The 23,133-nt window shown below is 63.2% G+C and carries 15 protein-coding genes and 2 pseudogenes; 6 read left to right on the top strand and 11 right to left on the bottom strand.

Going from position 1 to position 23,133, the window contains the following annotated elements:
• Window positions 1–182: 182 nt before the first annotated feature.
• The 4 genes from IPK75_00085 to IPK75_00070 are packed head-to-tail and all read right to left on the bottom strand — an operon-like array spanning window position 183 to window position 4,737.
• Window positions 183–518, bottom strand: a complete 336-nt coding sequence (locus IPK75_00085; GenBank protein MBK8196740.1) for a winged helix-turn-helix transcriptional regulator — start codon at window positions 516–518, stop codon at window positions 183–185.
• The gene (locus tag IPK75_00080) at window positions 502–3,780 is read right to left on the bottom strand and encodes an efflux RND transporter permease subunit (GenBank protein ID MBK8196739.1); all 3,279 of its coding nucleotides are present in this window, start codon (window positions 3,778–3,780) and stop codon (window positions 502–504) included. The genes IPK75_00085 and IPK75_00080 overlap by 17 nt, the downstream gene beginning before the upstream one ends.
• On the bottom strand, window positions 3,777–3,995 hold the full coding sequence (locus IPK75_00075; protein ID MBK8196738.1) for a hypothetical protein: 219 nt from the start codon (window positions 3,993–3,995) through the stop codon (window positions 3,777–3,779). The genes IPK75_00080 and IPK75_00075 overlap by 4 nt, the downstream gene beginning before the upstream one ends.
• Before the next feature lies 1 nt (window position 3,996).
• The gene (locus IPK75_00070) at window positions 3,997–4,737 is read right to left on the bottom strand and encodes an HlyD family efflux transporter periplasmic adaptor subunit (protein ID MBK8196737.1); all 741 of its coding nucleotides are present in this window, start codon (window positions 4,735–4,737) and stop codon (window positions 3,997–3,999) included.
• Window positions 4,738–4,973: 236 nt separating this feature from the next.
• On the opposite strand from IPK75_00070, the pseudogene IPK75_00065 reads away from it, so the two are divergent.
• From IPK75_00065 to IPK75_00055, 3 genes and pseudogenes are all read left to right on the top strand, one after another.
• Window positions 4,974–6,249 (top strand): annotated as a pseudogene (locus tag IPK75_00065) (NAD(P)/FAD-dependent oxidoreductase).
• A gap of 11 nt (window positions 6,250–6,260) precedes the next feature.
• Entirely contained in the window at window positions 6,261–6,710 is a 450-nt protein-coding gene (locus IPK75_00060) for a thiol reductase thioredoxin (protein MBK8196736.1), read from the top strand.
• Window positions 6,711–6,741: 31 nt separating this feature from the next.
• Window positions 6,742–6,945: a DUF2892 domain-containing protein gene (locus tag IPK75_00055; protein ID MBK8196735.1), complete on the top strand. Its 204-nt coding sequence runs from the start codon at window positions 6,742–6,744 to the stop codon at window positions 6,943–6,945.
• Window positions 6,946–7,238: 293 nt separating this feature from the next.
• Here the strand turns inward: IPK75_00055 and IPK75_00050 are convergent, their stop codons facing one another.
• A complete protein-coding gene (locus IPK75_00050) occupies window positions 7,239–9,362 on the bottom strand; it encodes a TonB-dependent receptor (protein MBK8196734.1) in 2,124 nt (707 codons plus the stop codon).
• 415 nt (window positions 9,363–9,777) lie between these two features.
• Here IPK75_00050 and IPK75_00045 point away from each other — a divergent pair, with 415 nt between their 5' ends.
• On the top strand, window positions 9,778–11,178 hold the full coding sequence (locus IPK75_00045; GenBank protein ID MBK8196733.1) for a neutral/alkaline non-lysosomal ceramidase N-terminal domain-containing protein: 1,401 nt from the start codon (window positions 9,778–9,780) through the stop codon (window positions 11,176–11,178).
• Between the two features lie 134 nt (window positions 11,179–11,312).
• On the opposite strand, the gene IPK75_00040 is transcribed toward IPK75_00045, so the two are convergent.
• On the bottom strand, window positions 11,313–12,209 hold the full coding sequence (locus IPK75_00040; protein MBK8196732.1) for an ROK family protein: 897 nt from the start codon (window positions 12,207–12,209) through the stop codon (window positions 11,313–11,315).
• A 128-nt stretch (window positions 12,210–12,337) separates the two neighbouring features.
• Complete coding sequence (locus IPK75_00035; GenBank protein MBK8196731.1) at window positions 12,338–13,513, bottom strand: alpha/beta hydrolase fold domain-containing protein; 1,176 nt, start codon at window positions 13,511–13,513, stop codon at window positions 12,338–12,340.
• 421 nt (window positions 13,514–13,934) lie between these two features.
• Between IPK75_00035 and IPK75_00030 the strand changes: the two genes are divergently transcribed.
• Window positions 13,935–14,921: a LacI family DNA-binding transcriptional regulator gene (locus tag IPK75_00030; protein ID MBK8196730.1), complete on the top strand. Its 987-nt coding sequence runs from the start codon at window positions 13,935–13,937 to the stop codon at window positions 14,919–14,921.
• An 11-nt stretch (window positions 14,922–14,932) separates the two neighbouring features.
• Here the strand turns inward: IPK75_00030 and IPK75_00025 are convergent, their stop codons facing one another.
• The 3 genes from IPK75_00025 to IPK75_00015 form a co-directional block, all read right to left on the bottom strand.
• Window positions 14,933–16,051 (bottom strand): hypothetical protein, encoded by a 1,119-nt coding sequence (locus IPK75_00025; protein ID MBK8196729.1) that lies wholly within the window; start codon window positions 16,049–16,051, stop codon window positions 14,933–14,935.
• 9 nt (window positions 16,052–16,060) lie between these two features.
• Window positions 16,061–17,296: an MFS transporter gene (locus IPK75_00020; GenBank protein MBK8196728.1), complete on the bottom strand. Its 1,236-nt coding sequence runs from the start codon at window positions 17,294–17,296 to the stop codon at window positions 16,061–16,063.
• Between the two features lie 164 nt (window positions 17,297–17,460).
• Window positions 17,461–19,500, bottom strand: coding sequence for a hypothetical protein (locus IPK75_00015; GenBank protein MBK8196727.1), 2,040 nt, complete (start codon window positions 19,498–19,500; stop codon window positions 17,461–17,463).
• Between the two features lie 321 nt (window positions 19,501–19,821).
• On the opposite strand from IPK75_00015, the pseudogene IPK75_00010 reads away from it, so the two are divergent.
• Window positions 19,822–20,578, top strand: a pseudogene (locus IPK75_00010) (IS5 family transposase).
• Between the two features lie 192 nt (window positions 20,579–20,770).
• Here IPK75_00010 and IPK75_00005 read toward each other — a convergent pair.
• A partial coding sequence (locus IPK75_00005; protein MBK8196726.1) for an FtsX-like permease family protein occupies window positions 20,771–23,133 on the bottom strand: 2,363 nt, incomplete at its 5' end.

The following is a 23,133-nucleotide window of genomic DNA, read 5'->3' as shown; positions in this document are numbered from 1 at the left end:
ATGAATTTGCAGACCCTCTCGATTGGTTGCTCAGAGACCCAGGTCCGGACCGTTCCGGGCTGGAATTTTCCGGCCCCTGTCAAACTGGCGGACTTGTGACGCCGGCAGGACTGATGAGGGCAGCGCGGCATTCGTAGCCCATGGCTTGGACTCGTCTTGCTGGCCAGCGACAACCTGAAGGTTCAGCCCGGGGCTGGCGGCTCGTCGGTATAGTGCTGGCAGAGCGCATCGATGACATCGCGCGCGATGCCATCGAGGCTGCGATAGTAGATCGTCTGCCCATCGCGCCGGCTGTCAACAAGACCCGCCGCGCGCAGTTTTGACAGGTGCTGGGAAACCGTCGACTGGGATTGGCTGGTGATTTCGGCCAGCCGATTTACGGGCAACTCGCCTGAGCTGAGCGCGCAGAGGATCATCAGGCGCGTTTCGCTCGCCATGGCTTTCAGCGTACTGGCGGCCTCGGCGGCGCGGCCCGCGACAATGTCGATCGCGCCGGCAGCCTCAAGCTTCAATGGCATCGGAAAGGCCTTCTCCTGTTTCAGTGGGCGCGCCGGGCTGTGCGGGCCTGACCGGCCGCCATTCCGGCCCCCTCAGGGCTATATAGATCGCGGGGATTACCAGAACAGTAAGGGCTGTCGAGGAAGCGAGGCCGAACAGCAGCGAAATCGCCAGTCCCTGGAAGATAGGGTCGGCGAGGATGACCGCCGCGCCGATCATGGCAGCGAGCGCCGTCAGCAGGATCGGTTTGAACCGGATGGCGCCGGCGTCCAGCAAGACCTGCCGCAAGGGCGTCTCGTCATCGCTCAGGTGGCGGATAAAATCGACCAGCAGGATCGAGTTGCGCACAATGATGCCCGCCAGTGCGATGAAGCCGATCATCGACGTGGCCGTGAACGCCGCGCCGAACAGCCAGTGACCGATCATGATGCCGATCAAGGTCAGAGGCACCGGCGTCAGGATGATCAGCGGCACCCGGAATGTGCCGAACTGCGCGACCACCAGGATGTAGATCCCGATCAGCGCAACGCCGAACGCAAGGCCCATGTCGCGGAACGTCACATAGGTCACTTCCCATTCCCCGTCCCAGAGCAGGCTGGTCCTGGTTTCGTCCGCGGGCTGACCGTAAAGGCTGATCGAGGGCATTTCCAGGCCCTCGGCCGCCCAGTCGAACGCCTTGATGCGGGCCTCGATCTCGAACATCCCGTAGATCGGCGCCTCGAACCGTCCCGCAAGTTCGCCGAGCACCATGTCGGCAAAGTGCCCGTCGCGGCGGAAGATGGTCAACGATCCTTCCTCCTCCCGCAGTTCTACAAGTTCGCCAAGCTCGGCCGGCGCCACGTCCGTGCCAGCGAGGCGCCGCGGCACCGGCGTCGCGGCTGTCTGCTGCGACCAGCTACGTTCGGAACTGGGCAGATAGACGCGGATGTTGAGCGGATCGCGGCCTTCGCCGCGCGGCGAGACGCCGACGGTCTGGCCATGAAAGGCCAGATTGATCGTGTCCAGAATATCCGACTGCAGAACGCCGGCGTCTGCAGCGCTCGGCTCGTCGATTCCGAAGGTCATCCGCGGCGCCGCTTCGCCGATGGAATTGTCGACATCGACGATGAAGTCGGTCTCGGCAAAGAACCGCTCGATGATGGCTGCCGTCTTGCGGCGCACTTCGGGCGTCGGACCATAGATCTCTGCCATCAGGGTCGAGATGACAGGTGGGCCGGGCGGTACTTCAACGACTTTCACGCGCGCGCCTTCGGGCAGGGGCACCGCTGACACACGCGCGCGCAGATCAAGCGCAATTTCATGGCTGGCGCGGCTGCGCTCCTCTTTCTCGGTGAGGTTCACTTGCAGGTCGCCGAGCTCGGGGCTGGCGCGCAGGAAGTAGTGGCGCACGAGACCGTTGAAATTGAACGGGGCCGCTGTGCCGGCATAGGCCTGGATCGTCTCTACTTCCTCGACCGGTGCGATGGCATCAGCCAGCGCAAGCAGCGCGCGTTCGGTATCTTCAAGCGCCGCGCCTTCCGGCAAGTCGACGATCACCTGCACCTCGGACTTGTTGTCGAAGGGAAGCAGTTTGACCGGCACGGCCCGGGTAACGAAAAAGAGGAGGGAAAGAAGCGTCGCAGCGCCCACCGCGATCAGGAAAATCCACGCGCTGCGCCTCGATGCAACAATCGGCGCGGCGACGCGCCGGTAGAATCCGCTGAGGCGTGTCTCACCAGCATGCACGTGAGCCTGCGCGCCTGCGGGCGCCCTGCTGACAATTTTCATCATCAGCCAGGGGGCGATGCCAACTGCCACGAAGAACGAGAACACCATGGCGGCCGACGCATTCGCCGGAATGGGCGCCATGTAGGGGCCCATCAATCCGGATACGAACATCATCGGCAATAGTGCCGCGATTACGGTCAGCGTCGCGATGACAGTCGGATTGCCCACCTCGGATACGGCATCAATCGCGGCGTCCGCGCGCGTGCGGCCATCCTGCATCGCCCAATGGCGAGCGATGTTCTCGATGATCACGATCGCATCGTCGACAAGGATCCCGATGGCGAAGATCAACGCAAACAGGCTAACCCGGTTGATCGTGTAGCCCATCATCAACGAGGCGAACAAAGTCAGCAGGATGGTCGTCGGGATGACGATCAGGGTCACCAGCGCTTCGCGCCGGCCAATGCTGAACGCAATCAGCACGACGATCGACACGGTGGCCAGCCCCAGATGGAACAGGAGCTCGTTCGCCTTGTGGTTTGCCGTCGCGCCATAATTGCGCGTGACCTCGACGTTCACGCCGTCCGGAACCAGCGGTCCTTTCAGCGATTCCAGCCGCTGGAGCACCGCTTCAGAGACGACAACGGCATTCGCGCCCGGCCGTTTGGCAATCGTCACGGTCACTGCGGGCCTTGCGTCCAGATGGCTCGCCTCGTCAGCTTGTATCGTCCACACGCGCGAATCTGTTTCAGCGCAGGTCACGCGGACATTCGCGACGTCGCTGAGATAGACAACGCGTCCACCTGCGCCCCGGATCTGCAGGCGCTCAAGTTCATTCACCGCCGCGACCCGGTCACCCGCCTGCACGATCAGGGACTCGCCTTCCTGGTGCGCCCGGCCAGACGGCAGCGCGGCGGCCGCGGCCGAGACGCTCTGCACCAGCGTCTGCAGCGAGACGCCTTGCGCCGACAAGGCTTCCACTTCCGGCTCGATCCTCAATTCCAGGGGCCGCCCGCCGATCACGTCGGTCAGGCCGACATCCTTGACCTTCGTCAACTCGCCTCGCAGCTCGTCTGCGACCATCCGCAGGGCTGTATCGTTCCAGACATTGCCGGTGGAGGCATCGGGCGAGAGCGTCAGGGTGACGATCGGCACGTCATTGATCCCGCGGCCGACCACGAGCGGCATCGGCACGTCATAGGGAATGGAGTCGAGGTTTGCGCGTATCTTCTCGTGCACGCGCAGGATGGCATTGTCCGCATCCGTGCCCACGGCGAACCGCGCTGTGACGAGCGCGCCGTCATCGCGCGTCTGGGAATAGACGTGCTCGACATCCGGAATCGCCATCAGGATGCTTTCGAGCGGCTTGGTCACCTGCTCGGTCGCATCCGCCGCGCGAAGCCCGGGCGCCGAGACCATGATGTCGACCATAGGCACGGAGATCTGCGGCTCTTCCTCGCGCGGGATCGAGAGCAGCGCGATCAGCCCGACCGCCAATGCCGACAGCAGGAACAGGGGCGTGAGGGGCGAGCGGATGGTTGCGCGTGTGATCGCGCCGGACAGGTCGGGCTTCATGGACGCGTTTCCGGCTTCTCGATCCGGTCACCGGGCCTCAGGCCCGAGAGAATTTCGAATTGCCCGGCCGTGTCCACCAGCGGCGCTGCCAGTGCAACCGGCGCGTCGATGAAGCGCTCGCCCACCTGGACCCGGACAAAGTCGACGCCGAAGCGGGTCGACACATAGTCTTTTGGAATCCGGATCGCTCGCCGCTCACCGACGGGCGCCAGCACATCAACCCGTTCTCCGAACAGGGGCCGTCAGACCGCCCTCGACTTTCGCGTCGGCGATGACGGAGCCCTGTTTCAGCTCGGGATAGATCCGGATCACGGTCGCCGTGCGGATTTCATCCGAGCGGGAAGGCAGCCGCAGCGAAATGGTCTCGCCTTCTTCCAGCGTCGCCGCGTGGCGCTCGGGCAAAGCGAGGCGAACGACCCCGTTCACCGTCGCAAAGCTGGCCAGAACGTCTCCCGGAGAAACAACCGATCCTTTGACCACGCCGACATCAGTCACATGTGCGTCCGCCGGCGCCAGGATGCGGCCTTCGGCCTCTCGGGCCGACAACGCGCGCTTCTCCGCTTCAGCTGTTGCTAGGCTTCGCTTCAGGACGTCGAGCGAGGTCTTTTCCTCATCTAGCCGTGCGCGCGGGTAGAAGCCCTGCGCCAGAAGGCCTTCATTGCGTGCAATGTCGCTTTCCCGCTGTTTCACCTGCGACTTCAGTCCCTCGATTGTGGAGCCGAGCGCTGAGAGCTGGGGGGAAAGGGTGCTGTCCGTGACCACTGCGACCAGGCTGCCGGCCTTGACGATCTGGCCCTCGACGACGTTCAGCTGCGTGACCACGCCCTGAAGGCGCGACCGGGCGGTCGCGGTGTCGCCCGCTTCAATGCGGGCAATGACCGGGCGGTAGTCGACCACGACCGCTTCTTCCACAGTCAGGGGCTGGGCATGGGCGATCGGGACCGGAGTCATCAGCATTGCTGCGAGACTGAGCCCCGTTGCCATGATCATTCGGGCGCCCGAAGGCCGCCTCGGAAGCCTGCTGCCCGTCATCCGCCCCGGCAGACGTTCCATCCCGCGTTCCTTCAATCTTTCAAATCCTTCGCTGCCGGACAGATCGAAACATCTTCATCCCGCCCGCAATGCGTATATTTACATATATTATGAAATAATAAAATATGCTAGACGCCGCTCAACAAAGGGGAGAGTCTGCCATGGCGAAGATTGTAGTTCTGGGTGCGGGCCTCGGCGGCGTCATCGCCGCTTATGAAATCCGAAAATCGGTCAGGCCCGAAGACGACGTGGTCGTGATCAACGAGAATCCCTTCTACCAGTTTGTGCCGTCGAACCCCTGGGTCCTCGTCGGTTGGCGTGACCGGCAGGACATCGTGGTCGACCTGGCGAAGCCGATGAAGAAGCGGCGCATCGAACTGGTCGTCGGCAAGGCCGAGAAAGTGGAACCGGACCAGAAACGGGTCCGACTGTCGGGCGGCCGGGACGTGCCCTACGACTATCTCGTCATCGCAACCGGCCCTGAGCTGGCTTTCGACGAAATCGAAGGGCTTGGCCCGGACGGGCACACGCAATCGGTCTGCCACATAGATCATGCCTTGCAGGCGCACGCTGCGTTCGAAGCGTTCTGCGCCGATCCGGGCCCCGTGATCGTCGGCGCCGTGCAGGGCGCGTCGTGTTTCGGGCCCGCCTACGAGACCCTCATGATCATTGAAACCGAGCTGCGGCGGCGGAAGATTCGCGACCGCGTTCCGATGACCTACGTGACGTCTGAGCCTTACATCGGCCACCTCGGCCTCGACGGCGTCGGTGACACGAAGAGCCTGCTCGAAAGTGAACTGCGCGAGCGACACATAAAGTGGATCACCAACGCCCGTGTCGTAAAAAGCTGAGCCCGGCAAGATGACTGTCGAGGAGATGGCCGAAGACGGCAGCGTCAAGCAGGTTCACGAACTCCCGATGAAGTTCTCGATGATGCTCCCGGCTTTCCGGGGCGTGGAGGCCGTGGGGGGGATTGAGGGCCTGACCAATCCGCGCGGTTTCATCCTCACCGACAGGCACCAGAGAAACGAGCGGTACAAGGAAATCTTCGGCATTGGCGTTTGCATCGCGATCCCGCCGATCGGCAAGACGCCGGTGCCGGTCGGTGTGCCGAAAACGGGCTTCATGATTGAATCCATGGTGACCGCGACGGCGGAGAATCTCGGCCAGATCGTCAGGGGCGAGGAGCCCACGCACGAAGCAACCTGGAACGCCATCTGCCTGGCCGACTTCGGAGACAAGGGCGTGGCCTTCGTTGCGCAGCCGCAGATCCCGCCGCGCAATGTCAACTGGTCTGGTTCCGGCGGCTGGGTTCACACCGCGAAAGTCGGCTTCGAGAAATACTTCATCGGCAAGGTCAAGTCAGGTGTGTCTGAAACCTTCTACGAAAACGCCGTGCTCGGACTGATCAAGACACACAAGATCAAGGCAGGGTGAGGCGAACGGCAATGGCATCCGAAAAAGACCGGAATATCCTGTGCCTGGCCTGCGGCGCGCTGAATCGTCTGCCAGCTGACAAGTCGCTGTCGGGCGCGAAGTGTGGCCGCTGCGCTGCAGGGCTGGCGACGCCGGAGCCCGTTGACATCACCTCCCAGCAACTCGCTGATCTCCAGTCCAAGGACACCGGCGCCTATCTGCTGGATGTCTGGGCGCAGTGGTGCGGGCCGTGCCGGATGATGGCGCCGCATTACCGCGCTGCCGCTGGCAGGTTGAATTCCGACGTGCGTTTCTTCAAACTCGACTCCGACCAGAACAGGGAAGCAGCAGCCCGTCTCCAGATTCGCGGCATTCCCACGCTCTTCGGCTGGAGCGGCGGCAGGCTCATCGCAAACCAACCCGGCGCCCAGACCGGGGCGGGGCTTGAGACCTGGATCCGCAAAGCCTTCACACTCGCCTGACCCTCAATCCTGTTCGCACGGAGACCATCCCATGAACCTTGACCGCGCTGTCCTCGCCTTTGCCGGACTTGTAGTCCTGCTGAGCCTCACGCTTGGCTATTTCGTATCGCCTTACTGGTTCCTCCTCACCGCCTTTGCAGGCCTGAACATGCTGCAGGCATCCATCACAGGCTTCTGCCCGGCCGCCATGATCTTCAAGGCAGCCGGCATCAAGCCGGGCAACGCCTTTCGGTGATGTGTGACTGACCAGGCGGCTGAGAACATTTCAGCCTTGCATGAGGCCGCTTCGTGCCAGGGGGCCGGCGGAGTTTCAGGCTGATGGCTTGCCGCCGCAACCGTTGCGTTCGCGGCATAGAAACGAACACATTGAGTTTATGGCGCGCGGGGCGGGTGGCAGGGGTCGCGGCCCAGACCGGCTCTGCCCGATGGTGCGCAGTGAAAAAAGAAAACCTCAGCGACCAGGCGCTGAGGAGGTCCTGCGAAAAATGTGCCTCGCCCCAGGGGTAGGGCGAGGCACGGCACTACCGCTTATTGCGACATCACGCGGAGGCGAACGCCGAGCGTGCGCGGTGTCGGACCTGCGCCCGCAGGTACGCCGGCATTGCCGACAAAAGTCGGGCCGCGTTCGTCGGTCAGGTTCGTACCGAACAGCGACAGCTCATAATTGTCCGTTCGCATGCCAAGCGTGAAGTTGGCACCGCTGTAGGGGTCTGCGATGCGTCCGTTCGACTGCAGACGGTCTCCGTTGCGGCTGTAGCCGATATTGCCGAAGCCTTCGATGTCCGCAGTAATGTCGCGGGCGTAGGAGGCGTCGATGCGGTAGTTGGACTCGATCGTGTTGACGACGCGCGAGCCGGGACGGAAGAGCGGCAGCGCAGCCTGAACAGCCGGGTTCACCGTATCATAGTTGGTGTCGTTGACGTTTCCGACGATGCCAACCGAGAGGCCGTCCAGCGGCGTGATCCAGCGCACCTCGAAGTCGAGACCCTTGGATGTGGCGTCCCCGAAGTTCGAGAAGCCGTTGACGCCCGTGATTCCACCCGGCGTGTTCGTCTGCATGTCCTTGTACTCGGTCTGGTAGAGGTTCAGGCCGATGTTCAGGGTATCGTCGAAGATGCGCCACTTCAGGCCGGCTTCGTAGTTCTTCGACGTCTCCGGATCGAGCGCCACCGACACCGGCACGCCGGCCAGCTGCAGCGAAGCCACCTGGGCCTGCGACTGCACGATTCCCGCGCGGAAGCCGGTGGCCGCCGTGATGAACATCGTCAGGTCATCTGTCGGCAGGTAGGACAGGTTCACGCGCCAGGTCGTTACGTCCTTTTCGTTGGGCAGCGAGCTTGTGGCGTCTTCGAAGGTACGTTCGTCATGGTACTGACGAAGCCCGACCAGCGGCACCAGCTTTCCGTCCATCAGATCGTAGCTGATCTCGCCGAAGATGGCGTGGCTCTTGGTGATGGTGTTGTTGTCAGCGTTGATGTTGGCCGTCGGGTTGATGAGCGTGTTTTCCTGCGGACCCTGGCCATCGAGGTACTGGCCACCGATCACCCAGTTGAACGGGCCTTCGCCGGTAGAGTAGGCGCGGATCTCCTGCGCGAACATTTCCGGGAAAAACTGGCTCGAGAAGAAGCCCGAAGGCGACTGCGGAATGTAGATGCCGAAGTTTCCGGACAGGTCGCTTGTGGCGCTGGTGATCGAGAAATTCTCGAAATCGACATCGGCGGTGAAGCTGAGCAGCTTGAAATCGCCGTTGCCGAAGCTCGGCTGTCCTTGCGTGTTCTGGTAATAGGCCGGCTCGACCGATGCCATGTTGCCGAGGAAGCTCTGGCGCGGCTGGAAGTGCCAGTACTGCGCACGCAGCGTGATATTGTCGGTCGGCTTCGCCAGCGCGACGATGCGGACATCGTCGTTTTTCATGTCGTTGACGCCAGTTTCGTCCGGGGTGCCGTCAAACAGGCCGTAGTATTCGTCTGCCCAGCCCGGGTTCTCGGAGGTGCCGCCGCTGATCCGCACGGCGAGACGGTCCTTGATGACCGGAATCGACACGGCGCCGGAATAGCCGAAATTGTTGCCTTCGGCGTCTTCGGTATGGGACGTTTCCAGTTCAGCGATCCATTCCATGTCGCTGAGGTTCGGGTCCTTGGTGTGGAAGATGAACACACCGCCCGACGAGCCCTGGCCGTAAAGCGTGCCTTGCGGTCCGCGCAGCACTTCCACGCGCTCCATGTCGAGGAAACGTACGGGCGGCGCGATGCCGAAGTTGGTGACGATGAACGGCACGTCGTCGAGGTAGTAGCCGATCGGGGAATCGCCGTTGGCATTGCTGCCGCCGGCGCCGCGCAGGTTGTAGGAGCGCGACGCAACCGATTGGCGCTGGCCTTCATAGGCGCCCGGCACCGCGGAGATCAGGTCGTCGATCGTGTTGATGTTCTTGACCTTCAGGTCTTCGGCTCCGAACGCCTGGATGGCGAGGGGCACGGACTGAAGTTCCTGGGCGCCTGACTTGGTCGCCGTCACCGTGATGGTGTCCAGCTTGCGATCCGATTCGGCGGACTTCGCCGGTTCGGTCGTTTCGGTCTGAGCAATCGCCGAGCCGGTGGCCAGTGACATCGCAAGCACGAGTGACACTGCAGAAGTACTGCAAAAACGTAGCATGTTTTCCTCCCTCAAGGATCTTTTTGTATTTCAAATTCCAAACGTTTGCATACTCCCATGATTTGAAGATGCCTAGATGGATTTCCAAGTTTCTTTCCGGGGCGTTGCCGAAATGCATCGGTGGGCGCAGGCTGGGCTGACCTGCGGTGCGGTGCAGGCCCTTTCGGCCGCGCAAATTGGCTGAATAAGCCTGAAAATTCGATATTGCCGCCTGTCGTGAGCGTATCGCGCGGTCCTTCCGCGATTCTCCGGGCTGGTCCTGAGCATCCGGGCTGCAGCGGGGAAGGGCGCTTGCGGCGCGCGTTTTCAGAGCGGCTTGCATAACTTGGCTGCCGGGTTTATCCAAAATCCAATCGGTTGCATAAAGCAAAGAACAAAACAGGGAGACTCGACCATGACCGCCATCCGGAACCCAATGACGTTACTCGCGCGAATAGCGCGCAACGTGCTCAAGAGCGCCGCGGGATCGCTCGCTTCGCTCCGCAGGCTGACGGTCGCGGGCCTTGTAATTTTCCTGTTCGCCCCGGGACTGGTCGCACAAGCCGGTCCGCTGCGGGTCGGCGCCGCCAAGGTCGACATCACGCCGGATGACGACAAGATGCCCGGCCAGTTCCTCGGTGTGCTGGACCGGGTCTATGTGCGGGCAATCGTGCTTGAGAGCGGGAGTTCGCGCGCCGCGCTGGTCACCGTGGACGTTGGCGGAATTCCTGCCCAGATTTGGCAGCGTGTGTCGGAAAAACTGGCGAAAGATCTCGATATTCCGGTCGAAAACCTCATCCTGACGGCGACGCACACGCATTCCGTGCCATTCGGTGTTGGCCTCAGCTACGAAGAAAAGCTCTTCCAGGCCGTCTCCGAAGCCGCCGATGCCCTGCGCCCCGCGCGCATGTCGAATGGAAACGGCGTCTCCTACATCAACGTCAACCGCAACATCATCGATCCGGAAACGAACCGTTGGTGGGAAGGCCCGAACTACGAGGGCGCCTCGGACAAGACTGTCGCGGTCGTGAACTTTGAAGCGCTCGACGGCGAACCGATTGCGGTGTTCTACAACTACGCGGTCCATCCGGTCATCACCGGTAACCTTGACATGATCAGCGGCGACATTCCTGGCGCCGCGTCAAAATACATTGAGGATTCGCTGGGCGGCGACGTGATCGCGGTCAATTCCTACGGCGCTTCCGGCGACCAGAACCCGATCTTCTTCCAGCAGACCTACGACCTTCGGGCGATCCGCATCAAGGATTTCGCCGCCAAGGGCGAAGACATCAGCAATGCCATGCCCCCGGGCGGACAGGGCATGGATCGCAGCAATCCGAAGGTTGCGATGTTGATGGAACAGCAGAAGCAGATGAACCTGACGCTCGGCCAGATGCTTGGGGAAGAGGTGTTGCACGTGCTGCGCACAGGGCTTACCCGGCCGGTTTCCGACATCAAGATCAAAGGCGCGCAGATGACGGCCATGTGCCCGGGCCGCAAACGGCTCGACACCGGCCGGGCCGGCTATGCCGGCGTCTATGAGGATGCTGATCCCATTGGCCTGAAACTCAGCCTCCTGCGTCTCGGCGACACGGTGATCGGCGGTGTGAACGCGGAGATGTTCACGCTGATCGCCCAGCGCCTGAAAGCCGAATCGCCGATCAAGCACACCATTCTTGCCGCCCTGACCAATGGCTCGGCAGGTTCTGGCTACATTCCGAACGACGAGGCCTATGGTCAGTACACGTTCGAAGTCGTTTCTTCCCGCCTGAAACAGGGCTGTGCAGAGACTGCAATCGTCGACGGCCTGCTCGATCTGATCGAAGAGACGGAATAAGCCAGCCTGGCGGCGCTCGCCCAGGACCAGTAATCGCCGGGCCGGACCTCAAGGTTCGGCCCGGTCTTTTTTTGGCTTGTCTGCGAAATACAGGTGCTGACGCGCAGGCCCGCCGCGCCGCCGCCTTCGGACCTTCAGCGGCCCAGTGCGTCCAGCGCGAGGGCCAATGCGCCTCGCGGACCCGCATCATGGCCCAAAGCGGGCGCGCAAATGATGTCCTTCACCGTATCGCGGGTCACAAAGGGCAAGTATCCCGCGAGTCGTTCGACCACTTGATCGCGCACGCTGTCCAGCAGGACCGGGCGCGCGGTCGCGACGCCTCCTCCAACAAGAATGCGCTCCGGGGACGCGGTGAGGAGCAGGGTGCAGGCAAGCTCGGCAATTTCCCCAGCGACCTGTCGCCAAAGCGGATGGGATTCATCCACGGTGTCTGCAGGTTGGCCAAAACGCGCTGCAAGGGCAGGCCCCGAAACCAGTCCTTCCGCACAGTCGCCGTGGAACGGGCAGACCCCTGCAAAGCCATCGCCGCTGGCCCGGCGAATACGGATGTGACCGATTTCAGGATGCATGGCGCCGTGCACCGCACGTCCGTCTACGATCAGGCCGCCGCCCAGCCCGGTCCCGATGGTGATATAGATCAGGCTCCGGCACCCGGCGCCGGCTCCCCAGCGATACTCGGCAAGGCCGGCACCGTTCACATCCGTGTCGATGGACCAAGGGCATGACAGGGCGCCGATCAGGTCGCCGGCCACCGCGGCGCCGCTCCAATGGGGCTTCGGTGTCTTGAGCATTGTTCCAAAGCCGGGCTTGTCCGGCGCAAGCTGGAGCGGACCGAACGACGCGATCCCGACCGAGTCCAGCGCGCGCTCGGCGTTCCAGCGGTGAAGCACATCGCGCAATTGCCCGAGGGTCCCGGCGGGCGTTGTGGTCGCAATCGTGAACTTTTCCAGCATGTCCGCGCCCTGCGCGAGCACGGCAATCGATTTGGTGCCGCCAAGTTCAATGCCGGCGATGCGATTTGACGAGTCCATGTCACATCCTGATTGGTCGAAGCGCTGCTTGCGCTCTTCTTGTCAAAAGAAAAAGGGCGCAACGACACGTCATTGCGCCCAGTTGTTGGGAGGAAACCTGTTCTTCTTCTTTCTGCAGGGAGCGGATCCTAGTTCGTGTCGGGATGTTTGGCGGGCAGTCTGCCGAGGTGAGTGTCGAAGAATTTGACCATGACATTGTACGCCTCGCGCGACTCCGGCACGTCCGGATTGGTGTAGAAACCGTGGAACATGCCTTCCCACACGTGCAGGTCGGCTTCCACGCCCAGCGCGACGAGACGGCTGTGGGTGTAGACGGCAGTGCTGAGGTCGAAACTGCGCGTGCCGGAAATGATCTGGGTCGGCGGAAATTTCGAAAGCACCGCATCCGATGTTGCCGGCGAAACCAGCGGATCGTTGAGGTCGGCCTCGGACAGGTATTCCATGCGCGAACGCGGGGGTGTTTGCGCTGCCGCGCCGCTCGGCGGCGCAAAGAACCGCCCTTCGCCGATGGCCGTGGCCGTAAAGCTCGCATCACCGCCGAAACCTGACACAGACGGCGCGGCGCCAGCGCAATAGATGCCAGCCGCGCCGGGTGTCGGCAGTCCGTGGGCCTGGAACCAGGCCAGCGACATGCCGGTCAGCATGCCGCCAGCCGAGCAACCGAACAGGCCAATATTCCCGGCCGGGTAGCTCTTCAGCAATTCGGTATAGACTGCAGCGACGTCTTCGCTGGCGGCCGGAAACTTGTACTCCGGGCTTTCCCGGTACTCAGGTGACACGACACGGAATCCGCCCAGGGCGGAGACTGGCATCGATTCCAGTTCGGCGCAGGCGGGCCAGCAATTGCTGAACCCGCCGCCATGCAGGTTGATCAGCACACGGTTCTCGTTGCCGGCCGTCACGCCGCCAGCCGGCGAGTAGTCATAAACGGGCACGCCCGCTATTTGCGTTTTCGTCAGGGTCACCGGAAAGAGGATCTTCTGGCGGTCGACAAAGTCCTGCAGGAACACGGGCGCCCCTAGCGCGTCCGAGAACACCATCCGCACCGGTGTCCGCAGCGTGTGAAGGTGATCGACGATATATGCCTTGCCTTCAGGGCTCATGAAATCCGAAACGGGCACCGCCATCGCCGGCACATGCACGGTGCCGTCAGGATCGACTGCCAACCGGCTCTGCGCCGGAGGCGCCGCGGCTGCTTCGGCCTCAGGGGGGCGCTCGTGTGCGCAGGCGGCACACATCACCGCCGAAAGGACAAGCGCACCGATCCGGAAGCCACGACCGGTCAAGATTGCCTTCAGGTTCATGCGATCCTCCCTTGTCCGGCACTTCGCTGGCCGCCTGGCAAAAGATCTGCAGGACGCACTCGCGCTCGACGCTGCCGATCACTCGGCGGGTCGGGGAAGGGGCCAACAGACGGTTGCCTTGTGTCCGACCTGACTACACAAAAGGCACGGATAATGCAAACGATTGCATATCGCGGCGCAAAAGTTGTCAGTTCGGTATTGCCGGGGCGGGGACCCAGACATAGCTCATGTTCGGTAACCACTGGCTGACCGCTCTCCGCGGCCGGGAAAACGTCGAGCCTGCGCTCGGTTTGCCCGGTTTCATATCGAAACAGACGCATTTTCAGGGAATCTTGCATGCCCCCTCAACATGTTTCGGGTTAACCGGTAGGATCATGTCCGAGGTCGCGGCGAAAAGGTCGAAATGAACAAGAAAGTCACCATGCTCGAGTTGGCGAAAATCGCGCGAGTCGACATTTCGACGGTTTCGCGCGCGCTCAACGATAGCCCCGTGGTCAAGGAGAGTACCCGCAAGCGCATCCAGAGGATCGCGTCCGAAATCGGCTATGCCGTCAACGCGCCCGCCAGCAGCCTGCGGCGCAAGTCCGCTCGGGCCATCGGCATGGTCATCCCGCTCGATCCGGTAACCGAACAGACCATGTCCGATCCCTTCTTCCTGGAGATGGTCGGCGCCGTCTCGCAAGCCGCCGCCGATCTGGACTATGATCTTGTTGTGACCGTGCCGCGCGATGCGCGCCAGGTTGCGGAACGCCGCCTGCTGAACACGGGCCGGGCTGACGGCATCATTGTGATCGGTCAGGCCGCGCGGGCCGATCGCCTGAACGAGCTTGCCGCCGTGCACACGAATTTTGTCGTCTGGGGCGGACGTATCAGCGGCGCCAAGTACACCACGGTCGGAAGCGACAACGTCAAAGGCGGCCATCTCGCGACGTCGCACCTCTTCAAGCGCGGCGCACGCCGTATTCTCTTTCTCGGCGACCCGACCCTGCCGGAGGTGAAACTTCGCTACGAAGGTTTCCTCAAGGCACACCAGGAAGCCGGCGCTTCGGTTGATCGGTCCTATACACTCAAGATGAACTTCAGTGGCCGCTCCACGTTCGATCAGGTGCTCGATTTCATCCGGGCCGGAAACAAGTTCGACGGCATTTTCGCCAGCTCGGACCTGCTGGCCAATTCCGCCATCCATGCCCTCGTGGCGCACGGGCTCAGCGTGCCGGGCGATGTCCGGATCGTCGGATACGACAACATCGGCCAGGCTTCGATGATGACGCCCCCCTTGACCACCGTTTCCCAAAACATCGGCGAAGGCGGTCGCCTGCTGGTCGAATTGCTTCTGGCCAAGCTGGAAGGCGAGAAAGTAAAGAGCTGCTTCACCAAGACCGAACTGATCGTGCGCAGCTCCGCCTGATCTGCCGCCTCTCAGGTCTGCTTCTGCGCAGCCGGCGCCAGTTCCTGCGACTCGAGCGGCACATCGACCATCTTGATCGGCGCGAAGGTCAGTTGCTTTCCCGTGGGCTCATATTCCGAATAGGGCGCGAGCAGGTGAAACTGCGCGGCGCCGGGATCGGTCTTCAGGATGCTGGCGCCGAACAGGTTTTCCGTATCCGGAATAAGTGAAGCACCGTCAGCATAAGCCGGCTTCCAGGGCCCTCGGATCGCGGCGGCCCGGTAGAGCCGCAGCACCTTTGTGACTTCGTGCGCGGGCTGGGATTCGTTCAGCCGGTCGCACGCCGAAATCATCATGAAGTAGTCGCCCGCTGCTGACCGGCAGATCTTGGGCACTTCGGCCTGGGTGAACGCTGCGTCGTCGGGCAGTGTGATCGGCGCGTGGAGCTTTTCGATCTCGAACCCGTTGGCCGTCCGGCGTACCGTGGCATGCGCGACGGCCGGACGGGCAGGCGCAATCTTCGCCGACCAGAACACTTCCAGTTTCCGGTCGCCGGCATCAAGGATGAACGGGTCGCGCCAGGCAAGGATCGGTCCGCCTTCTTCGCCTTCGTAAGCCCCGAGCGTCTCGCGCGCAGGCAAGTAGTAACCGGCGGCGCGGATATGGTCATAGTCCCTGTACGGACAGGACAGCGAAACGACGGCGCCGGCATCAAGCGAATAGGCGTTGTCGGACCGTCCGAGGCAAATGCTCTGCAGGAAGGGCCGCTCCGCGCCCGCTTCCCGCAGGCCGGTAAAGGCGGCAATCCAGTCATGGTCATTGCGCGCCAGCACGCCGCCACTCCAAACATTGCGTGCGAAAGCCCCGTCGCTGGCGCCGGACGGTTCGAAGAACGCGCCTTCATCCTTCCAGGTTCGCCCACCGTCTTCTGACGTGAAATGGCGGATATGGAACGGATAGTCATTGCGGTGTTCGGGCAGGACCGCGTCACCGGCGCTGTCGATGCGGTTTAGCGCGAGACAGTAAAGATGTGCCACGCCATCGATTTCCGCCGTCCAGGAATCCCAAAGCCACAACGCCGGATGCGCGATGGCGTTCTCAAACTTCTGGGTCGACGGCGGCGGAACCGAGGTCGGCTTTTGATTGGCCATGGCGATATCTCAGTACTCGCGGGAATCGGCTTCGGAGAGCGCGGTCCCGGCAGGATCGGCAACGAGGTTGTAGAGGGTGAACGCGAACAACAGCCCCGCCAGACCGGTTGCGAGCAGGAATCCGGTCTCCATGCGTCCGCCGCCAAATTCATCGCTGACGAAACCCATCAGCAACGGCGTGAAGGCGGCAGAGACGGCCGTGAAGAACAGGATGAGGCCGGCAGCCGCGCCATGCTTCGCCTTCGGCAGGCAGCTGATGCCCTTGGAGTTGAAGGTCGGGTAGATCATCGACATGAACAGGCCCGAAAGCGGCAGCAGGAACACGGCCGTTTGCTTGCCCATCATTGAGCTCAGCAGGAAGCACAGGAATATGGCACCGGTGAATGCAGCCATGACGACCTTCCAGTCGACAATCTGCAGGATCCAGATGGCGAGGAACCGTCCGACTGCGCGCAGGATGAAAAAGATCATCACGGCGTAGGCCGCAAAGGACATCGCCAGCGGCGTGCCGGTGAAATCCGAGAACAGGGTCGGCGCCCAGACGAAGATCGCCACTTCGCAGGCCACATACAGCGCAATTGCGACCGAGAACCCCATTGCATAGCGATTGCCCATCAGGCGGATGGAGCTGAACAAGTCAGCGTCGGACTTCTCCTGCTTCACGCTTTCGGGCGGAAAAGTCGTCCTCATGGCGGCGAGGATCATCAGCAGGCAGAGCGACGCGGCGATCAGGTAGAGCCAACGCCAGGAAAGTCCGGCCGAGTCGAGCGACACGACAATGAGAGGACCGATGATCGCACCGATGCCGAAGAAGCCCTCGCAGGTGTTCATGCGGCGCGTGTGGTCACTGGTGGACTCCGAGATCTCGCCGATCAGCGCGAGGATCGCCGTCTTGAAAATGCCGATGGCCAGGCCGCCGGCAAATAGCAGCGTCAGGTAAAAAAGGAAGGAGGAGGAGCTGAAGAAGGTCGCGCTGGTTGCGCCATAGAGGCCCAGTCCGAGCACGATCGCCTTTTTCCGGCCGATCAGGTCGGCCAGGAAGCCGAGCAGGATGCCGCTCAGCGCGATGCCGACCATGGTAGCCCAATGGAAAAGGCTCGCTTGCGTATTGGACAATCCCATCTCGCCCTTGGCGATACTGATGATCTCACCTACCGCGTCGGTGGTCATCGCAAACATGAAGAACATTGCGAAGGAAAGGGCCGAAACGAGCGGAAACCGGACAGGGCTTCCGGCCTGGCTCATTGTTTGCGTATCTTGTGTCGTACTCATGCCCGTTTCCTCCGGAACTCATTCGCTACCGACAATACAAACGTTTGTAAATCCACTCGCCGTCCTTTCCGGTTGCGCGGCGGCCTTGCGGAACGGGCAACAGTGACCCTGTTACGCACCGGCCGCCGCCCACCCGGCTACCTGAACAGGTCAAGATCAATGGACTCGGCCATTGCCTTGTATCCGGTGTCCGATGGGTGCAGCAGGTCTCCGGCATCGTACTGTTTGGCCAGGTATTGCGGCTTTTCGGGGTCGCGCACAGTCGCATCGAAATCGATCACGGCATCAAAGGCGCCGCTGGTCCGGATCCAGGCATTGATTTCGTTGCGGATCACATCCTTCTCCTCCGTCGCATAGCCCGGAAAGGGGGATCCGAGATCCGGCGTCAAGGTGGCTCCGATGACCCGGATCCCGTGCGCATGGGCGCGGTCAATCAATTGCTGGTAAGCGGCGATGAAATCCCCGGCGGATAGCGTCGGGAAGGGCTCGGTACGTCCGAACACGGTCAGCCCGCTCAAGCCGAGATCGTTGATGCCTTCGAGGATGATCACGTCGGTGACGCCTGGAATGGCGATCACCTCGCGGTCGAACCGCGCGAGCGCGCTCGGGCCGACGCTGTCCTGCAGCAGGCGATTGCCACCGATCCCCTGGTTGACAATGGCCACATGGCCCATGCCTTCGGCCCGCATGCGTTCAGCCAGGAAGTCAGGCCATCCCCGCATCAGCGGATCGCGGCTACCCATGCCGTCCGTGATGGAATCCCCGAAGGCGACAATGACGCGGTCGACATCCGGATTGTCTGTGTGGATCGCCGTCACAAGCGGGCGTGCGACCAGTTGCGTGGCGCCGTCCAGTTGTGCGTCGGCTGTCTTGTCGTCGCCGGGCAACATCCGGACCACGAGTTGCGGGTCGGCCATGGGAACAGTGACCGGCTCCAGCAGATGCAGGCTGACGGCGACCACTGCGCCGTCGGGAATGGCGAGGTCCACCGGGTCGCTCCATACCGGCGCGCCTGCTGACAGCGACAGGACGCCGGCCTCACCCGCAAAAGTCAGTGGGCGGATCGTGTTGGTATCGATCGAGTTGCCATCCGACAGGGCAATGCTCGCCGCACCGATCGACAGACGCGGGATCGTCGGGCCGCCGTCCACCACGACGCGCACCCGGTCGCCGCCCGCAGTCACCCGCATCGTGTACCGGATCGTGCCATCAAGCACCGGGGGCGTGCGTCCGCGGGGCGGCGCGCCGGCGGGGGCAGGCGGGGGCGCCAGGGAAACGCTGCTTGTCCAGCTGGCGACCCAGTTTTCGCGCCGGGCGGCCGCGATTGCTGCAGCGGCAGCGTCGTGGATGGCGGCATAGCCGAGCCGGTTCGGGTGAACGCCGTCCGGTGTCAACGCGGGGGTCAGACGGGCGCCATCGTCCGACAACAGGCTGTGGTAATCGGCATAGATCGATCCGGTTTCGGCCGCATAGTCTTCAAGCCAGGCGTTGAGGACCTCAATGCGCTCGGCCGGCTTCAAAGCCGGGCGCCATCCAAATTTGTCGGCCGGCGGAATACTGGCCAGCACGACGGCGATGCCGTTCTCCTGCGCCAGCGTCACCATCGTGCGGATATTGTTCTTGAAGGCATCGTCGCTGACCGGGCCGGTGTTTTCGGCCAGGTCGTTCGTTCCCGCCATGATGTGGACGACGTCAGGCTTCAGCGCCACGACATCTGGCGCAAACCGCACGACCATCTGCGCGCTCGTCTGGCCGCTGATGCCGCGGTTCACCGCGCCGTCTCCGAACAAGGCCGGATCGCCGGCGCTCCAGAACTCGGTGATCGAGTCGCCCATGAATACGACCCTGGGCGCGGGTCCCGCTGAGACCACGCCGTTCGCGTCCCGGTATTTGCAAAGGTTGGCCCAATCGGTCCGCAGCCGCGCCTGTTCCGCTGCCTGCACCTCCTGAAGGGCAGGCGTGCCACGGATGGCCGCGTGGCTGAAGTTGCTGTCGGGGTTCATCATGTCGGCCACGACCTGGTCCATGAACGCCGTCGTTTCGGGGCTCAGGGGCTTGCATTGGGCCGTGTCCTGGAGCGCCTGGATTTGCGCAGCGGGCGCCTCGGGGCGCAGGCTGCACGCTGCCAGCGCGGCGCTCGACACCAATGCGACAACAAAGTGGATCGGCTTGATCATCCGGTTTGCTCCTAGGGGGGACAATTTGGGAAACGGGTCGGTTGCCCTGACGGGCGGGCAAGGGCTGGCAATGTCATCAGGCCGGCCGGGCATCGCAGGGACAAGCCTGGCAAGCGGGGCGGGCGTGTTCGCCGGGAAGCACGTCTTCACTGCAGTAACTCCTCCCGTTTCGGCCGCTGGCGTCTCAATCCGGCGCACCGGGCTGGACGAATTGTTCTTGGCCGGCGCATGCGCCTCTTCAGGCAGAGACTAGGGTCCGTACTCAATTAGAATTCCCGTGATCGGGTAGATGTGATTCACTGCGCCCTGGAGGATGCTGTGATGAGTGATCTTTACTGGCTGGATGACGAGGCCTGGTGCCGTATCGAACCGTTGCTGCCTCGGGGGCGGCGCGGCGCCCACCGGGTTGATGACCGGCGGGTCATTTCGGGGATCATGCACATGTTGCGGACCGGCGCACGGTGGCGCGATTGCCCCGAGGTCTATGGTCCGTACACGACGATCTACAATCGCTTCAACCGGTGGAGCCGTCAGGGCATCTGGCGGGACATCTTCTATACCCTGACCGGCTCGACCGGCATTGTCGGGACCCGAACGGTCTGCATCGACTCGACCCATGTGAAGGCCCATCGCTCTGCAGGCGGCGCTAGGGGGGCCTTCCATCACGCCATCGGCCGCTCGCGCGGTGGGCGCACCACCAAGATCCACGCCCCTGACAGACGCCTCAGGCAGGCCTCTGACCTTCCTGCTGACGCCCGGCAATATACATGACATGACGCCGGCCCTGGATCTGCTCGGCATGATCGCGCCGCCCCGGAAACTACTCCAGACAAGGCCTATGACGCCGGACGCCTCAGAAACTGGCTTGCGGAAGGGACGCTGAGGCGGTCATCCCTCTACCGCCACGCGCAAGACGCCGATCAACTACAACCGCAAGACCTACAAAAGCCGCAACAGCATCGAGCGCATGTTCTGCAGGCTAAAGGACTTCCGGAGAATCGCCACACGCTACGACAAGCGCGCAGACATCTTCCTCTCAGCAATCTGCCTCGCAGCAGCCATAGAATGGTGGACCTAATTGAGTCCCGACCCTAGTCCATCCGCCGAACAAATAGCAATCGTTTGTATTTTGGCTTCGGGGGCTGTCCGACAGTTCGGCGCCAGGCGTCAGCTCCCTGTCGCGGCGGTCACGTCCAATGCATCCAGCTGCACGGCGGGGCGGCGTCTGAGAGCCCGGACGAGCGCGCTTCCGCCCAGACCTTCGGCGCCGTCAGGGCGTTCTGAGCACGTCGGCCGGCCGGCGCGACAGCGCCGAATAGCCTGCAGCGGCGCCGCCCGCGGCCGCGAGGGCAACGGCCGAGGCGATCACCGTTGCCGCCGGTTGCCAGGGCAGGGACCACTTCGCCTCGAACACGAACACCACGACCGGATAGGCGGCCGCAACGCCGATCGCCGTGCCGAGCAGCGCGGCGACTCCTGCCGCCAGACCGAACTCGGCCGCGTACAGGCGCAGGATTTCGCCCTGCGATGCGCCGAACACTTTCAGCAGGGCCGCTTCGCGCCGCCGGCGGCGTGCGAGCGCGGCAAACGTTCCGACCAGCACCAGCAGGCCCGCCAGTGTCACGATCCCGGCGGCTCCGTTCACCGCGGCGGCGATCTGGCTGAACAGGCGCGCGGCCGTCTCCAGCGCAGGGCGAGTCTGGAACACGACCACTTCGCGCAGGTCCTTTCCGAGCGCCGCGATGACGGCGCTTTCCTGCTCCGGTGTGGCCTTTGCGATCGCCACGAAGGATGGGCTCATGGCTTCAAGCGTGCCGGGCGACAAAATGAAGGCGGTGTTCGACCCGATGCCGAACTGCCCCCAGTCGGCCTTGCGCAGCGACGCGACCTTGGCGGTGATCTCGCGCCCCGCAATGCGGTAGCCGATCGTGTCGCCGACGCCGATGCCGAGCCCGCGCGCGGCATCGAACTCGACGGAAACGAGCAACGGCCCTGAATAGCCGGCCGGCCACCACTCGCCGTCTACAAGTTCCGTCTCCGGCGGTTGTTCGTCCAGATAGGTCAGGCTCGTCTCACCGCGCACAACCCAGCGCTCGGACTCTGCCACATCTGTCTCGACAAGCGGCTTGCCCTTGAGCGCGATCACGCGGGCGAGCACGAACGGGGCCTGCCGGAAGCGGCCCGGATCGCTGGTATCGATTCCGGCGGCCGACACGACTTCGTCGAAGGCCTCCACCTTGTCGTTCGGGATCTGCGAGAAAACGAGCGACGGCGCATTGGCCGGCGCTGTTGAAGAAATCTGCCGTATCAGGTTTGTCTGTACCGAGACGACCAGCACCAGCAATACCAGTCCAAGCCCAAGCGACGGCACGATCAGCGGCGCAAGCGAACCCGGCCCCCCAAGGTTGGCAAGCGCGATGCGCCAGAACCCGCGCGCGCTTCTGGCAAGTTTGCGCGCAATGCCTTTGACGATCCAGGCCGCGCCGGCAAAAATGGCCGCCGAGAACAGCGCGCCGGTCAGCAGCATGGCCGTGAGCATCGGGCGATAGCTGGTCGCGACCGCAATCGCGGCGAGCAGCGCCGCAGCGCCAATTGCCCACGACACTTCCAGCCAGGGCGCGCGCGCCTTTCCCGTCTGGCTGGTCTCGCGAAACAGGGCTGATGGCTTCGTTGACCGCGCCCGCCCGATCTCGGGCACGGCGAACACCGCTGCGGCCAGCAAGCCGAGGAGCAGCGCCTTCAGCACGGGCAGCGGATAAAGCGCCAGCGCCTGGGGAATCGGAATGGAGCTGCCGGCAAAGAAGGCGAGCAGGTAAGGCGCGGCCGCGCCCAGCGCTGTGCCCGCAAGCGCGCCGGCAAAGGCGAGGGTGCCCAATTGTAGCAGGTAGGCCGTCCGTATCGTGGCGGCATCTGCCCCGAACACTTTCAGCACGGCGATCGACTGCGTTCGCGAGGCAAGGAAAGCCGATGTGGCCTGCGCCACGCCGACGCCGCCCGAAACCAGCGCCGCAATGCCGATGATGGCGAGAAAACTGTTCAGTGTCCGGAGCAGGTTCTGCAGCCCGTCGACGGCGTCTTCCGGGGCGCGCAGGCGCGCGCTGCCATCGGGAAAGGTCTCTTCGAACTGCTTCCTTGCATCGTCGAACACTTCGCCGGGTTTCAGCAGGATGCGGATGTCAGCCCGGAACAGCTGGCCTGGGGTCAGCCGGCCAGCTTCGACCAGCGCCTCCAGCGCCACCATGGCTTCCGGCCCGAAGGCGCCGGGCGTGCCGATGCGGTCCGGGGCCGCGTCGAGGCGCGCTGTGATGACGCCGTCCACCGGTCCGATCTCCACAGCGTCGCCAATGTTAGCGCCGAACTTTTCGAGGAACGACCGGGTGACCACCACGCCCCACCGCTCGTCCCTCCGTTTCAGCGCCGTCTGAAGGTCGGCTTCGCCGCCGGACAGCTTTGCGGTCCCGATCAGCGGATAGCCATTGTCGACCGCGCGCACGTCAACTTGCGCCCGCACGCCGTTCGCGGCGCCCATGACATCGAGCGAGGCGGTCTCCGAAATCGTGCCAAGCCCCTCCGCGAAGCGCGCTCTTCGTCTGTCGCCCGGTGCTGCGCGGTCGAGAACCGGGCGTCGGCGCC

Source organism: Acidobacteriota bacterium (assembly GCA_016712445.1).
Classification (GTDB): Bacteria; Pseudomonadota; Alphaproteobacteria; order Caulobacterales; family Hyphomonadaceae; genus Hyphomonas.
This window is presented reverse-complemented; position numbering and strand designations above follow the sequence as displayed.